The 14,605-nt window shown below is 63.1% G+C and carries 11 protein-coding genes; 5 read left to right on the forward strand and 6 right to left on the reverse strand.

The window, feature by feature from the left end:
* The first annotated feature begins 109 nt into the window (after window positions 1-109).
* A complete protein-coding gene (locus K2W81_RS01800) occupies window positions 110-1,801 on the forward strand; it encodes a DUF262 domain-containing HNH endonuclease family protein (RefSeq protein WP_294100764.1) in 1,692 nt (563 codons plus the stop codon).
* 110 nt (window positions 1,802-1,911) lie between these two features.
* On the forward strand, window positions 1,912-2,880 hold the full coding sequence (glpX, locus tag K2W81_RS01805; RefSeq protein ID WP_294100766.1) for a class II fructose-bisphosphatase: 969 nt from the start codon (window positions 1,912-1,914) through the stop codon (window positions 2,878-2,880).
* A 93-nt stretch (window positions 2,881-2,973) separates the two neighbouring features.
* Here the strand turns inward: glpX and K2W81_RS01810 are convergent, their stop codons facing one another.
* On the reverse strand, window positions 2,974-3,489 hold the full coding sequence (locus tag K2W81_RS01810) for a hypothetical protein (protein WP_294100768.1): 516 nt from the start codon (window positions 3,487-3,489) through the stop codon (window positions 2,974-2,976).
* 281 nt (window positions 3,490-3,770) lie between these two features.
* Between K2W81_RS01810 and K2W81_RS01815 the strand changes: the two genes are divergently transcribed.
* Together K2W81_RS01815 and K2W81_RS01820 are read left to right on the forward strand one after the other, a co-directional pair.
* Complete coding sequence (locus K2W81_RS01815; protein WP_294100769.1) at window positions 3,771-5,627, forward strand: CocE/NonD family hydrolase; 1,857 nt, start codon at window positions 3,771-3,773, stop codon at window positions 5,625-5,627.
* Between the two features lie 12 nt (window positions 5,628-5,639).
* Window positions 5,640-5,867 (forward strand): hypothetical protein, encoded by a 228-nt coding sequence (locus tag K2W81_RS01820; RefSeq protein ID WP_294100770.1) that lies wholly within the window; start codon window positions 5,640-5,642, stop codon window positions 5,865-5,867.
* On the opposite strand, the gene K2W81_RS01825 is transcribed toward K2W81_RS01820, so the two are convergent.
* The 5 genes from K2W81_RS01825 to K2W81_RS01845 form a co-directional block, all read right to left on the reverse strand.
* Entirely contained in the window at window positions 5,868-6,638 is a 771-nt protein-coding gene (locus tag K2W81_RS01825) for an ABC transporter permease (protein WP_294100771.1), read from the reverse strand.
* Entirely contained in the window at window positions 6,635-7,591 is a 957-nt protein-coding gene (locus K2W81_RS01830; RefSeq protein ID WP_294100773.1) for an ABC transporter ATP-binding protein, read from the reverse strand. Before K2W81_RS01830 ends, K2W81_RS01825 begins: the two co-directional genes overlap by 4 nt.
* Window positions 7,592-7,810: 219 nt before the next feature.
* Window positions 7,811-8,539: a DsbA family protein gene (locus K2W81_RS01835; protein ID WP_294100774.1), complete on the reverse strand. Its 729-nt coding sequence runs from the start codon at window positions 8,537-8,539 to the stop codon at window positions 7,811-7,813.
* The gene (locus K2W81_RS01840) at window positions 8,536-9,882 is read right to left on the reverse strand and encodes a M48 family metalloprotease (RefSeq protein WP_294100775.1); all 1,347 of its coding nucleotides are present in this window, start codon (window positions 9,880-9,882) and stop codon (window positions 8,536-8,538) included. The genes K2W81_RS01835 and K2W81_RS01840 overlap by 4 nt, the downstream gene beginning before the upstream one ends.
* 266 nt (window positions 9,883-10,148) lie before the next feature.
* The gene (locus K2W81_RS01845; RefSeq protein ID WP_294100777.1) at window positions 10,149-12,800 is read right to left on the reverse strand and encodes a ribonuclease E/G; all 2,652 of its coding nucleotides are present in this window, start codon (window positions 12,798-12,800) and stop codon (window positions 10,149-10,151) included.
* 540 nt (window positions 12,801-13,340) lie between these two features.
* Between K2W81_RS01845 and K2W81_RS01850 the strand changes: the two genes are divergently transcribed.
* Entirely contained in the window at window positions 13,341-14,525 is a 1,185-nt protein-coding gene (locus K2W81_RS01850; RefSeq protein WP_294100779.1) for an N-acetylmuramoyl-L-alanine amidase, read from the forward strand.
* Window positions 14,526-14,605: the final 80 nt, after the last annotated feature.

A 14,605-nucleotide genomic window follows, 5' to 3' on the forward strand; every position in this document is an offset into this window, starting at 1 on the left:
GACTCCGGCTACGGTCGAGAGGACCGTCTCCCCGTTAAAGCCAGAGGGCAGATTGACAGAACCTTCGACTTAATTGCACACTTTCTCAAATATTGTTGAGGGAGTCAGTATGTCGAAGAAAATAAGCGGTGCGGAATTTCCACTGTCAAAAATCTTCAGCTCGGATTTCGAATATGTAATACCTTCCTACCAGCGACCCTACGCATGGGGGGTAGAGCAAGCTTCCGAGCTATTCGACGATCTCGTGGCATTTTTTCGTGCCGAGGCCGAGGAAGGATACTTCCTCGGTAGCATCGTTCTGATCAAGGCAGAGGGCAGCGCCCTTTCTCAGGTTATAGACGGACAGCAGCGGCTCACTACACTGACAATATTGCTGTCCTCAATGGCATGCGCTCATGGCGGAGCCGACAAGGAAGAGTTGCGTCCTTATATTCTTGAGCCCGGTAAAAAAATGGAAGGCATTATGCCGAAGCCGCGCCTCTCGCTTCGAGAGCGGGATCGGGATTTTTTCTCAAAATACGTCCAAGATCTCCAGATCGATTCACTGATTGAAATCGACCCTTCGTCATTGAATAATGAATCGCAAATCAATATTCGCAAGAATGCAGAGTATTTCGTAGGCGCTGTACAAGAAACCTTTCCGAACTCGAAAGATTTGGAGGCGTTCAGTCATTTTCTTTTGACTCGTTGCTATCTGGTGGCAGTCTCGACACCGAGTCAGGAGTCGGCATTTCGTGTGTTTTCTGTGATGAATAGTCGCGGTCTCAATCTACAACATACCGATATCATTAAGGCCGATACCATAGGAAAACTTAAAAGCGAGGTAGATCAGGAAGCATACAACAAAAAATGGGAGTCAATGGAGGTCGATCTCACACGATCCGGATTTAACGATCTCTTCGCATATATCCGAATGATATACGCCAAAGAGAAAGCTAAGAGATCACTTTTAGAAGAGTTTCGTGCTTATGTTTTGCCGTATAATCCCGATGCAAAATGCTTTATCGACAACGTTCTAAAGCCTTACGCTGATGCGCTTGAAGACATTCGGACTGCCTCCTACGCTGCCACGTCGCATGCCGAAGAAATTAACTACTACATCACTTGGTTAAATCGTATCGACAATTCGGACTGGATTCCGCCAGCGATACTCTTTTTGAAGAAGAATCGCAGTAAGCCTAAACGAGTGGCGCGCTTCTTCGAAATGTTGGAACGGCTTGCGGCATATATGCACATTTGTCGTTTCAACGTGAACGATCGCATCGAAGTGTACGCGCACGTTATCTCGGATATCCAGAGCGACCTCCAGCCCGATGACATGGAAGCGCTCGACCTTGATGAGGAGGATTGTGAGGCGTTTCGTGAAGCGCTGGATGGCAATATTTATGAGCTAGCGCCACGTCGTCGAAATTATCTAATCCTGCGGCTGGACTCCTTCATCTCGGACGGTGCCGCCACTTACGATCCAAGAATTCTGACGATCGAACACGTTCTCCCTCAAACCGTACCAGTTGATAGCGAGTGGCGCGATTGGTGGCCCGACGCATCGATTCGAAAGGAATGGCTTCACCGTCTCGCGAACCTAGTGCCGCTTAACAAGAAGAAGAATTCGTCCGCCCAGAATTACGAGTTCGCCGACAAATGCAGAATCTACTTCGCGGGTACCAAGAGCGTTTCTTCGTATGCGCTCACCAGCCAAGTCATCTCTCAACAGGAATGGACGCCCGAGTCGGTTGAAAAACGGCAAGGCATGCTGCTCAAGGTGCTCTATGAGGGTTGGGCAATAGATAGTGGGAGCTAGTATCTATCGTTCCTGCGGGCTGTTTGCTGGCGAAGCCCCTCACCCCCATTCTCGACAACCCGCCGCCAACCGCCTATCGCGCACCCCAACAAATCAAAGGGGAGCCCGAAATGCCCAAAGCCTCCAAGACGCTCGACCGTGTGCTCGTGCTCGAAATGGTGCGCGTTACCGAAGCCGCGGCGGTTGCCGCCGCCAGCCTGATCGGGCGCGGGGATGAGAAGGCGGCCGATGCCGCCGCGGTCGAGGCGATGCGGGAGGCGCTCAACAAGCTCTACATGGACGGCACCGTGGTGATCGGTGAGGGCGAGCGCGACGAAGCGCCGATGCTCTATATCGGCGAAAAGGTCGGCTCGGCGATCGGCAAGGGACCGAAGATCGACATTGCGCTCGATCCGCTCGAAGGCACGACGATCACCGCGAAGGCCGGGCCGAATGCGCTCGCGGTGCTGGCGATTGCCGAGGAAGGCTGCCTGCTCAACGCGCCCGACGTCTATATGGACAAGATCGCGGTCGGGCCGGGTTACCCGAAGGACCTGATCGACCTCGACAAGACGCCGACCGAAAATGTGAAGGCGCTGGCCAAGGCCAAGGGTGTGAAGCCGCGCGAGATCATCGCCTGCGTGCTCGATCGCCCGCGCCACGAAAAGCTGATCGCCGAATTGCGCAAGATCGGCTGCGGGATCGTGCTGATCGATGACGGCGATGTCGCGGGCGTGATCGCGACGACCAACCCCGAGACCAACATCGACATCTACATCGGCCAGGGTGGCGCGCCCGAGGGTGTGCTGGCGGCCGCCGCGCTGCGCTGTGTCGGCGGGCAGTTCAAGGGGCGGCTGGTGTTCCGCAACGACGACGAGCGCGCGCGGGCGGCGAAATGGGGCGTCACCGATCTCGACAAGCAGTACGACCTGAAGGAGCTGGCGAAGGGCGATTGCATCTTTGCCGCGACCGGGGTGACCGACGGGTCGCTGCTCGGCGGCGTCAAGCGCGTCGGCGGCAAGCTGATCACCCACAGCGTCGTGATGCGCGCGTCGAGCGGCACGGTGCGCTGGGTAAAGGGCGAACGCCGGATCGATTGAGGGGGCGGGGACTGCGATTGGCGCTTGAAGCTGACGCGGTGAGGGTGACGCGCCATCCCGGCACGCCGCCGGAATGGCCGAACTACCGCGCGTTCAGCCGAGCTTCACCTTGCCCATCATCACGCCCTCACTGAACATCATCAGGTCGAAGGTTGCATATTTGCGGGCATGGTCACTGAGGTCGCTACGTGTGGCGAATTCGCGCAGCTTTTCAGCCTGCATCACGACCAGGCCATCATGATAGCCGTTCTCGGCATCGGGATTGTAGAGGTTCACCCCGAAGCGCGCGCTTTCCAGCGTGCTACGCAGCGGGCTGTCGGCCTTCATGGCCGCGAGCTTGGCGACCGACACCGGGCTTTTGAGCAGCGCGATGCGGTTACCGGCCATGTTGGGCTGAAGTCCGAGCCCGGTCAGCATCGCGCCGATCGCACGATCGTGCCAGAGGCTCGGCGCGAAGATGAAGGCGCTCCCAAAATCGAGGTCCAAGCCGAGTGCTTGCGAGAGCAGCGCGATCGCTTCATCGGCGCCGTCATTCGCGCCGGACTGCGACGGGCGGGGCTGCGGGGCGAAGCGCATCGGCTCCGGCTTAGGCTTCTTGCGACCGAACATGAGGCACTCCGGACTTGCGGTTCTTCCGCGACACTTACGCAGGTCAAGTTGAAAAGAAGTGAAAACTACCACGAGCGCTTCTCGCTCGACTGCCTCGTCTAGTTGAAGCTCGCGGTACCGCAGCGGGCCGATCCGTCTCCCTACTGGGAGAAGGCCATTCCAAACCGCCCTCGCCATGGCTTCCGCCGCGCGCGCCTTGGTGGGCGGCAACAGTCCCGTTGCGCCCACGCCCGCGCCCCGATAGCCTGCGCGGGTCGCTCCCCAAGCAGGAATCCCGCCCCATGCGCCTTTCCCATATCGCCGTCCTGCTCGCCGCCGTTGCCGCGCCTGCCGCTTTTGCGCGTCCGCAAGCGGCGCCCGCGCCTGCCGCCACCCCGCAACCCGCCTTCACCTTTGAAAAGGTGATGGTGCCAATGCGCGACGGGGCGAAGATGGAGACGGTGATCCTGCGCCCGACCGGCGCGACCGGGCCGCTGCCGATCCTGTTCCAGCGCACCCCTTATGGCGTGCCGCAAGCCGCGCTGCCGCGCGTGCCCGGCGGATGGAAGGCGCTCGCCGACGACGGCTATATCTTCGTGTTCCAGTCGATGCGCGGGCGCTTTGGCTCGGACGGGGTGTTCACCTTGTCGACGGCGGTCCACCCCAAGGACCCCAAAGCGACCGACGAAGCGACCGACGCTTATGATTCGATCGGCTGGCTGGTCAAGAATGTGAAGGGCAACAATGGCAAGGTCGGGATGTGGGGCATTTCCTATCCCGGCTTCACCGCCGCGATTGCGCTCGCCAAGCCGCATCCGGCGCTCAAAGCGGTCAGCCCGCAGGCGGCGTGGATCGATTATTGGCAGAATGACGATCTCCACCGCAATGGCGCGCTGCGGATGGCCTATCTGGTCGATTGGGTGGCCGCGCTCCAGCTCAAGAAGGATGGCTTTGCCGATTTCGATTACGGCACCGTCGATACCTATGATTATTTCCTGAAGCTCGGCAGCGCCGCCAATCTCGACAAGATTTGGCAGGGGCGCGCCGCGACTGCGACCGCGCTGTTCGACCACCCCAATCATGACGCGTTTTTCACCGATCAGCGCTGGTCCGATACGCTCGGCAAGACGACGGTGCCGACGCTCAACGTGGCGGGCTTTTGGGATCAGGAAGACCCATGGGGGTCGTGGCAAATCTACGCCAAGCAGAAGGCGAATGACCCCGATCATCTGAGCCAGATGGTCGCGGGGCCGTGGGCGCATGGCACCTGGTCGGCGCCGGGCAAGGATTTGGGGCGCATCCCGATCCCGGTCGACAGCCCGCAGCAATTCCGTGACGAGATTCAGGCGCCCTTCTTCCGCTATTGGCTGCACGGCAAGGGCGAACGGCCGAATTTCGACACGCGCATGTTCCAGTCGGGGTCGTGGGTGTGGAAGACTTACGAAAGCTGGCCGCCCAAGGGCACGGCGGCGACCGCGCTGTATCTCCACGCCGATGGGTCGCTTGATTTCGCCGCGCCCGCTGCCGGTGAAGCCTGTCGCAGCTATGTCTCGGACCCCGCGAACCCGGTGCCGTTCCGCCCGCGCCCGATCTCACCGACCTATCCGCGCCCCGAATGGCGCTGGTGGGAAGCCGAGGACCAGCGCTTTGTCGATCACCGCCCCGATGTGCTGAGCTACGTCTCGGCGCCACTGACCGAGGATTTGACGGTCACGGGCCAGATCGCCGCCGAGCTGATGGCATCGACCAGCGGCACCGACAGCGATTTCGTGGTCAAGCTGATCGACGTGCTGCCCGACGATTTTGAGAAGTTCAACGAGGGCGCGCCGCTCGGGGCCTATACCCGGCAGCTCAACGGCTATCAGTGGCCGATCGCGATGGAAATCCGGCGCGGGCGCTTCCTGAAGAGCGATGTGACGCCGCAGGCGTTGGTGCCGGGGCAAGTAACGCCGTGGGATGTGCCACTCCGCGACCACGACCATGTCTTCAAAAAGGGCCACCGGATCATGGTGCAAATCCAGTCGAGCTGGTTCCCGGTGATCGACCGCAACCCGCAGAGCTTCGTGGCAAATATCGCGAAGGCGAAGCCGGAGGATTATGTGAAGGCCGAGCAGAAGGTTTGTGCTGGGTCGCGGGTGGTGTTGCCGGTGATGCGGTGAGGGACGGAAAAAATGGTAAATCTTGAAATTCAGGAACTTAACACGGGCGAGAAGATCGGAACCTTCACCTTCTCGATCTTACCAAGGATCGGGGAAGAGATTGTCGTGCCTTGGGCTTCAGACAGTGAAGGTGTCAGGTTTTTCGAGATCCATGACATCTGCCACTCCGCCTTAGAACTCAGCGTTGGGGTTGACGCGATCGCACGGGCTACAAACGCAATGGTCGTGGAGATAACCTAGCTAACTCTTCAGCCGCCATCCGGTGCGGAAAATCCACGCCACCGCGCCCAGGCACAGCAGCAGGAACACGCCCGTCACGCCCAGGCTCCAGCCGATGCTCACGTCGCCGCGCCCGAAAAACGTCCAGCGGAAGCCGCTGATGAGGTAGACGATCGGATTGAGCAGCGCGATCTGCTGCCACGCGGGGGGCAGCATCGAGATTGAGTAGAAAGTGCCGCCCAGAAATGTCAGCGGGGTGATGACGAGCAGCGGGATCACCTGCAATTGCTCGAAGCTGTTCGCCCAGATGCCGAGCACGAAGCCGAACAGGCAGAAAGTCACCGCCGTCAGCGCCATGAAGCCGATCATGTAGAGCGGATGCGCGATCGGTAGCGCGACAAACAGATGCGCGGTCGCGAAAATTACCAGCCCCAGGATCATCGATTTGGTTGCCGCCGCGCCGACATAGGCGAGCACGGTTTCGAACGGCGACAGCGGCGCCGACAGCAGCTCGTAAATCGTCCCCGACCATTTGGGCAGGTATATCCCGAAGCTCGCATTGCCGATGCCTTCGGTCAGCATCGACAGCAGCATCAGCCCCGGCACGATGAACGCGCCATAGGGCACGCCGTCGACAGTGTTGATCCGGCCGCCGATGGCGGAGCCGAACACCACGAAATAGAGCGATGTGGTGATCACCGGGGTCGCCAGGCTGGTGAGGATCGTGCGGCGGAAGCGCGCGAGTTCGAAGCGGTAGATCGCGCTGACGCCCGCCCAGTTGAAGCCGTTCATGCCGCGACTTCCTCTGCCAGCGCATGCTCGCCTGCGTCGTGGAGCAGCCCGACGAAGATATCCTCGAGCGAGCTTTGCTGGGTGTTGATGTCCTTATAGGCGATCCCCGCATCGCCGATCGCGCGGAGCAGCCCGGCAATGCCGGTGCGTTCGCTCCCCGCCTCGAACACATATTCGAGTTCATGGCCGTCATTCTTCAGCGTCGGCGCCCAATCGGCGAGCGCGGGCGGCACGGCGCTCAGCGGCTCGGTGAGGGTCACGGTCAAGGTGCGCTTGCCGAGCTTTTGCATCAGCGTCGCTTTCTCCTCAACGAGGATCAGCTTGCCCTTCAGGATCACGCCGACGCGGTCGGCCATTTCCTCGGCCTCTTCGATATAATGCGTCGTCAGGATGATCGTGGTGCCGCCGTCGCGCAGCTTGCGCACCAGCGCCCACATGTCACGGCGCAGCTCGACATCGACTCCCGCGGTCGGCTCGTCGAGGAACAGCACTTCGGGTTCGTGCGCGAGCGCCTTGGCGATCAGCACGCGGCGCTTCATCCCGCCCGACAGCGCCATGATTTTCGAGTGGCGCTTGTCCCACAGCGACAGGTCGCGCAGGATCCGCTCGATATGCGCGGGGTCGGGCTTGCGGCCGAACAGGCCCCGGCTGAAGGTGACAGTGTCGATCACCGTTTCGAACGCATCGGTCGACAATTCCTGCGGCACCAGCCCGATCCGGTAGCGTGCCTGACGATAGTCGGCGGCAATGTCATAGCCCGCGACGCGCACGCTGCCGCCGCTCGCGGTCACAATGCCGCAGACGATCGAGATCAGCGTCGTTTTCCCTGCGCCATTGGGGCCGAGCAGCGCGAAGATTTCCCCCTTGGCGATCGACAGGTCGACATGGTCGAGCGCGGTCAGCCCCGAGGCATAGGTTTTGGTGAGGCCGGCAATGGCGAGGATCGGTTCCAAAGGCGTGGTGTCCCCGAATGGCGTGAGGGCTGGAGATAGGGGCGGGGGGCGGGAGGCGCAACGTGGCGACGGGGCTAGAGTTTTATACCCTGACCCGTTCGTTTCGAGCGTAGTCGAGAAACAGGCCAAGGGCGACGTCGCTTGTGGCCTGTTTCTCGACTGCGCTCGAAACAAACGGGGGGTGAAGGTGCCGGGAAAGCGAGGTGACCTATCCCCCCCTCAGCGCGCCGCCCGCGCCTCGGCCACCAGTCGCTGCAACTCCTCGATCGGGAGTGCCGAGGAAATCACCTGATCACCGATCACCCACGACGGAGTGCCGCTCATGCCGAGCCTCTTGGCGGTATCGAGATTGCGCGCGAGTTCGGCTTCGATGCGCGGCGTCTTGGCAGCGGCCTGTACCTTGGCCAGATCGAGCCCGGCGGTGGTGACGGCAGCAGCCAGCGTCGCGTCGCTCACCGGGCCACCGGCATAAAGCGCGCGGTGGAATTCGGCGAATTTGCCCATGTCGGCGGCGACGAGGCTGTAGCGCGCGGCGGTCGCGCTTTCGGGCGACAGGATCGGCCAGTCGCGATAAACGACGCGCAGCTTGGGGTCGCCCGCAATCAGCGCGTCGATGGCCGGCAGGGTGGACCGGCAATAGCCGCAGTTATAATCGAAATATTCGACGATCGTCAGATCGCCCTGCGGATTGCCTGCCCAGGCAGTGCCAAAGGGTTCGAGGATCGCAGCCTTGTCGGCGTCGATCGCTTGCCCGCTCTGGCGGCGGCGCAGCGCGCTCGATGCTTCGACCAGCACTTCGGGATGGCTGACGAGATAGTCGTGGACGATCTGCTCGGTACGCGCGCGGTCGCTGGCGATGGGTGCCCCCATGCGGCCCGCGAAATACATCCCGCCCGCACCCAGCAACGCGGCGCCAATCGCCACCGCCAACAGCAGCAACCGGTTCATCGCCGTCCTTTACGCTGATCATCGATCACATTTTGCGTCAGCAGCACCAGATCCTGCGCGCGGATCCAGTCGGGCGTGTTGGGCGGTAGGCCCGCCAGCGCGCCGCGGGCGCTGACCGATGCGGTGCGCAGATCGCCGTTGAGCGCGGCGCGCTCGGCGGTCGCGAGCAAGGCGCGCGGCTGATCGCCCTTGCGTTCATACACAACGCCGAGTTGGAACCAGGCAAAGGGGTTTTCCTCGTCGCGGCCCACGGCCTGACGCAGTACTTTTTCGGCTTCGGGGAAATTGGCGGGATTCTCGGTCGCGATCAGCGCGTGGCCAAACGTGGTCGCGATCAGCGGCTGGTAGCCGCTGCGCTCGGTCGCTTCGCGCAGCGGGGTGAGGGCTTCATCGGGCTTGCCCGATTCGAGCAGAATCTGGCCCTTGATTTCGAGAAAATAGGGATCGTGCGGCAGCGCCTTCACCAGCGCATCGGCCTCGGCATTGGCTTTTTCCGGGTAGCCACCTTTGTGATAGGCATAGGCGCGCGCATAATGCGCGTAGATGCTCTGGTCCTCGACCGGATAAGCGGTCAGCGTGCGCGGCGGATCGTTGACGAAGCCCGCAAGCTTGGCCTTCACCCGTTTGAACTTGTCTTCGAGCACGGGATCGGTCGGCTTGCCGAATGCGGGCGATTCGCGCACGGTTTCGGTCAGCGTCGCGACGCGCTCGCCGCTCAAAGGGTGGCTCTGCGAGAAGGGGTCGATGTTGTTGTAGCCCGCGCGATATTCGAGACTCTGGAGCTTTTTGAAGAATTCGAGCATCCCGCGCCCGCTGACGCCTGCCGTTTGCAGGAATTTGGCGCCGGTCGCGTCTGCCGTTGATTCCTGCACGCGACTGAACGCGAGATATTTGCCGATCGCTGCCTGCTGCCCCGCCGCGATGATGCCGGCGGCGGCGTCGCCTGAGCCAGCGGCGGCGGCGGCGACCCCGAGCACGAGGCTCAAAATCTGGATCGCGACCGCCGGCTTGATCCCGGCATCGCCGAGCGGGACATGGCCGTCGGCGACATGGCCGAGTTCATGCGCGATCACGCCCTGCACCTGATTGGCATTGTCGGCCGACGTGATCAGCCCTGAATGGACATAGACGATCTGGCCGCCCGCGACGAAGGCATTGATCGAGTCGTCCTTGATCATCACGACCTTGACGTTGCGCGGTGATAGCCCGGCCGCGATGATCAGGGGGCGCGACATGTCGTCGAACATCGCCTCGGTCTCGGCGTCGCGCAGGAGCGACTGAGCTTGCGCAGGCTGCACAGCGGCGAGGAGCGACAGCGCGAGCGCGGCAACGAATTTCTTCATGAGTCGGCTATCGGCCAATTCGCGTTTGCGTTCAACGCTTGGCATGTGCCCTGACAGCGCACGGTCGCGCGCAAAGAACTCAATCTCGTTCCGTTCGCCCTGAGCTTGTCGAAGGGCTGTCTTTCTTTTGCTGTGACGTCGCGAAAGAAGGGCAGTGCTTCGACAAGCTCAGCACGAACGGAACAAGGGTATCACGTGATTCCAAAAACGGACGGGCGCGGGATCGCCCGTGCCGCCAGATCAGACGGCACGGGCGCGTTGGGCGTTCAGGCGCCGAAGGTGCTGCTCCACCACCCCTTGCGGCGCGGGGCGGCGGGGCCGGTGTCCGGGGCCACCGCATCGTCGTTCGACGCGACCGGCTCGGGCGCTGCCTCGGCTGCTTCGGCGACCCGTTCGGCTTCGGCCACCGGTTCGGCTTCGGCGACTTCGGCCTTTTTGCGGCGCGCGCGCTTGGGCTTGGCGTCGGATTCCTCGACAGCTTCGGCTTCGACCGGGGCTTCCGCTGGGGCTTCGACCTCGACCTCGGCCTTTTTGGCGCGGCTGCGCGTCCGCTTCGGCGCTTCCTCGGCGGCGGGTTCAACCTCGACGGGCGTGCTCAGCTCAGGAGCCTCAGCGACGGCTTCGGCCGCCTTGCCGCGACGACGGCGTGCAGGCTTGGCTGCGGGCTCCTCGACCATAACCTCGGCAATTTCGGCAAGCGCGTCGGACTCAGGCGCCGCATCGGCGTCGACCGGTGCGCCAGCATCGCTCGGCTGACCCTCGCCACGCCGACCCCGGCGACCGCGACGGCCCCGGCGACGCGATGCCCCGCCTTCGCCGCGCTCGGCGGTTTCGGCGCCAGTCGCTTCAGTGGTGTCGTCGCCGGTGTCGTCACCGGCATCGGCCTCATCGGCTCCGGCATCGACCGGACGCTCATCGTCACGCTCAAAGCCTTCGCCCGGTGCATCGCTGCGCTCACCGCCCTCGGCACTGCGACCGCGACGGCCGCGCCGACGCCGCCGTTTGCGGCGCGTGCCATCGCCCTCGGCGGGGCGATCCTCGCGCGGCGGGCGGGCATCACGCGGACGCTCGGCGCGCTCCGCAGGCTCTTCCTCGGCTTCTTCTTCCTCGTCGATTTCTTCCTCGACGTCATCGATATCGTCGTCGAGATCGACCTTGGGCGGTTCGAAGCGCGGGGTGAAGGCAGGCGGCGGGCCTGACGCTTCGACCGCCATGCGTGCGCCTTCGCGTTCGCCGTCGGACATGACTTCGACCGTTACGCCGTAGCGTTCCTCGATCTCGGCGAGTTCGGCGCGCTTGCGGTTGAGCAGATAAAAGGCTGCTTCCTGGCTCGCGCGCAAAGTGATGATCGAACCGCGACCGCGTGCGGCCTCATCCTCAATCAGCCGCAGCGCGCTCAAGCCCGCCGACGAGGCGGTGCGCACGAAGCCCGAGCCTTCGCAATGCGGGCAGGGGCGGGTGGAAGCTTCGAGCACGCCGGTGCGCAAGCGCTGACGGCTCATTTCCATGAGGCCAAAGGACGAAATGCGACCGACCTGAATGCGGGCGCGGTCGTTCTTCATCGCCTCCTTCATCGCCTTTTCGACTTTGCGGACGTTGGAGTTGTTGTCCATGTCGATAAAGTCGATGACGACGAGGCCGGCCATGTCGCGTAAGCGCAACTGGCGCGCGATTTCCTGCGCGGCTTCGAGGTTGGTCGCGGTCGCGGTCTGCTCGATATTATGCTCGCGCGTCGACCGGCCCGAGTTGATGTCGATCGAGACCAAAGCCTCGGTCGGGTTGATCACGAGGTAACCGCCCGACTTGAGCTGGACGACGGGGTGATACATCGCCGCGAGCTGATCCTCGACCGCGCTGCGCTGGAACAGCGGCACCGGGTCGCTGTAATGCTTCACGCGGCGGGCATGGCTCGGCATCAGCAGTTTCATGAACTGCTTGGCCTGGGCATAGCCCTCGTCGCCCTCGACGATCACCTCGTCGATATCCTTGTTATATATGTCGCGGATCGCGCGTTTGATCAGGTCGCTGTCGCCATAGACGAGCGCAGGCGCCGCCGAGGCGAGCGTCTTCTCACGGATTTCGTCCCACAGCCGCGCGAGATAATCGAAGTCCCGCTTGATCTCGACCTTGGTGCGCTGGAGCCCGGCGGTGCGGACGATGCAGCCCATCGACGGCGGCAGCCGCAGATCGGCCATGATCGACTTCAGCCGCTTGCGATCGGCGGCGTTGGAGATTTTGCGGCTGATCCCGCCGCCATGCGACGTGTTGGGCATCAACACGCAGTATCGGCCCGCGAGGCTCAGATAGGTGGTGAGCGCCGCACCCTTGTTGCCGCGTTCTTCCTTGACGACCTGCACCAACAGCACCTGGCGGCGGCGGATGACGTCCTGGATCTTGTAGCGGCGGCGCAGATTCATCCGGCGTTCGCGCAACGCGTCGACATCGTCGCCGCCGCTCGATTTGGCGCGGCGGCGCGGGGCGTCCTCGCCTTCGCTCGCGGTTTCGGACTCGCCATCGCCGTCGTCGTCGCGGCGTTCGGCGGCGTCGCGATCGGCTTCCCCATTGCCGTCGTCGTCGCCGTCATCCTCATCGTCGTCATGCTCGGCGCGCAGCGCTGCCTCTTCGGCGGCGTGCTCGGCCTCTTCGCGGAGCAGTGCTTCGCGATCCTCCTTGGGGATCTGATAATAGTCGGGGTGGATTTCCGAAAAAGCGAGGAAGCCGTGGCGGTTGCCGCCGTAGTCGACGAAAGCGGCCTGGAGCGATGGCTCCACGCGCGTCACCTTGGCGAGATAGATATTGCCTTTGAGCTGCTTGCGCTCGGCGGATTCGAAATCAAACTCCTCGATTCGGTTCCCTTTGACGACGGCAACCCGGGTTTCCTCCCGGTGCCGCGCGTCGATCAGCATACGCATGGTCATTTATTGGTCTCCGTGCGCGCGCGGCGCCGGAAAATGGGGTTCGCGCGCGAAATGGCGTGCGCTGGGCGGCGGCGAAGCGGCCTGCCCCAGACGCGAGCGGGATGGTGTAAACTGCGTCTGCCCGCTGTGCATCCGACCCAAACGGGGCCGCCAAGCCCCATGCGACCACATACCCGCCGGCGTGGGCCGGTCGGTGTGCGGGGCAAGGGGAATGCAACATGCGGACGTCAACCTGGATGAACCGCGCGCGGGCGAGATCGCCCATCAGCGGTTGGTTTACCGGCGCGACGCCTGTGGCATCAGCCGATATATTTCATGCGTAGCACTGCTATCCGCAAGCAGCAACCGGCATGAATTTGCCGCCCGAACGGCAAGAAGATGCCGAATGCCTTGTTAACCGCCTCCTTTCACGACGATTTGACAAGGGGGCGGTTACGAGGGGGTCAATCGAGTAACCGAGCGGAGCCCCCCGCAATGCCTTTTCGCTGGACCGCCGGTGCCCCCGCGCGGCAATACCGCCCTGTGTCTTTTTTCCTGGCCATGCTGACATTGTGGTTCGGCGGTGTGCCGGCCTGGGCTGCGACCGTCGAGCGGGTCGAAGTCGCGGCTGATCATGTCGTGCTGCATTTTGATGCGCGCGTCGCGGGCGCCTCCGCCGTGCTGCTCGACGGGCCACAGCGGATCGCAATCGATGTCGCGGGGGCGACGCCGGGGGGCGTGTCGACCACCGACGGCCCGGTGCTGCGCGTGCGGCAGGGCGTTTATCGCGACGGCGCGCGCATCGTGCTCGATCTCGCGCAGCCCGCGATCGTTTCCGAAGGCCGGTTCGGCGCCGATGGCATGACCCTCACGCTCGCGCTGCGCACCGTCAGCGATGCGCGGTTCGCGCGCGCGGCGGCGGAAGGCAAGCTGCGCTATCTGCCGCCGTTCAGCTATGGCGGCCGCGCGATTCCGGCGAGCTATAGCGTGACCACGCCGATCCCCGCGCCGCGCGCGCAGCTCGCGCTGCCGCGCGTCTACGGTGACGACGATAGCCGCCCGCTCGTGGTGATCGACGCGGGGCATGGCGGCATTGATCCGGGCGCGATTTCGCCGACCACGGGCCTGAAGGAAAAGGACGTGACGCTGCGCATCGCCAGGGCGATCCGCGACGAACTGCTTGCCTCGGGCCGGGTGCGCGTGGCGCTGACCCGCGACGACGATCGCTTTCTGGTGCTGCAGGAACGCTATGGCGTCGCGCGCAAACTCAAGGCCGATTTGTTCATTTCGGTCCACTGCGACAGCGTCGGCGGCGGCGATGCGTCGGGCGCCTCGGTCTATACCCTGTCCGAAGTCGCGTCGGACAAGGAAGCCGCGCGGCTGGCGGCGCGCGAGAACAAGGCCGACATTATTCAGGGCATTAATCTGGGCGAGGCGTCGCCCGACATTTCGTCGCTGCTGATCGATCTCACCCAGCGCGAGACGATGAACAATTCGGCGAGTTTCGCGCAATTGCTGGGCCGCGAAGCCCGGCCGCTGGTGCCGGTGAAGTCCAATTTCCACCGCATGGCGTCGCTCGTGGTACTCAAGGCGCCCGACATGCCGTCGATCCTGTTCGAAACGGGCTATATCTCCAACCCGCGCGACGCGGCCTTCATCGATTCGCGCGAAGGGCGGGCACGGATTGCCGAGAGCGTGCGGCGCGCGGTCGACATCCATTTCGCGCGGCGGCTGGCGTCGAATTAGCGGCCTCTTGCTTAATCTCTGCACCCGTTTGTTTCGAGCGAAGTCGAGAAACAGGCCACAAGCGGTGCGCTCGGCGCCGC

The organism is Sphingomonas sp. (assembly GCF_019749955.1).
In the GTDB taxonomy this organism is placed as follows: Bacteria; Pseudomonadota; Alphaproteobacteria; order Sphingomonadales; family Sphingomonadaceae; genus Sphingomonas.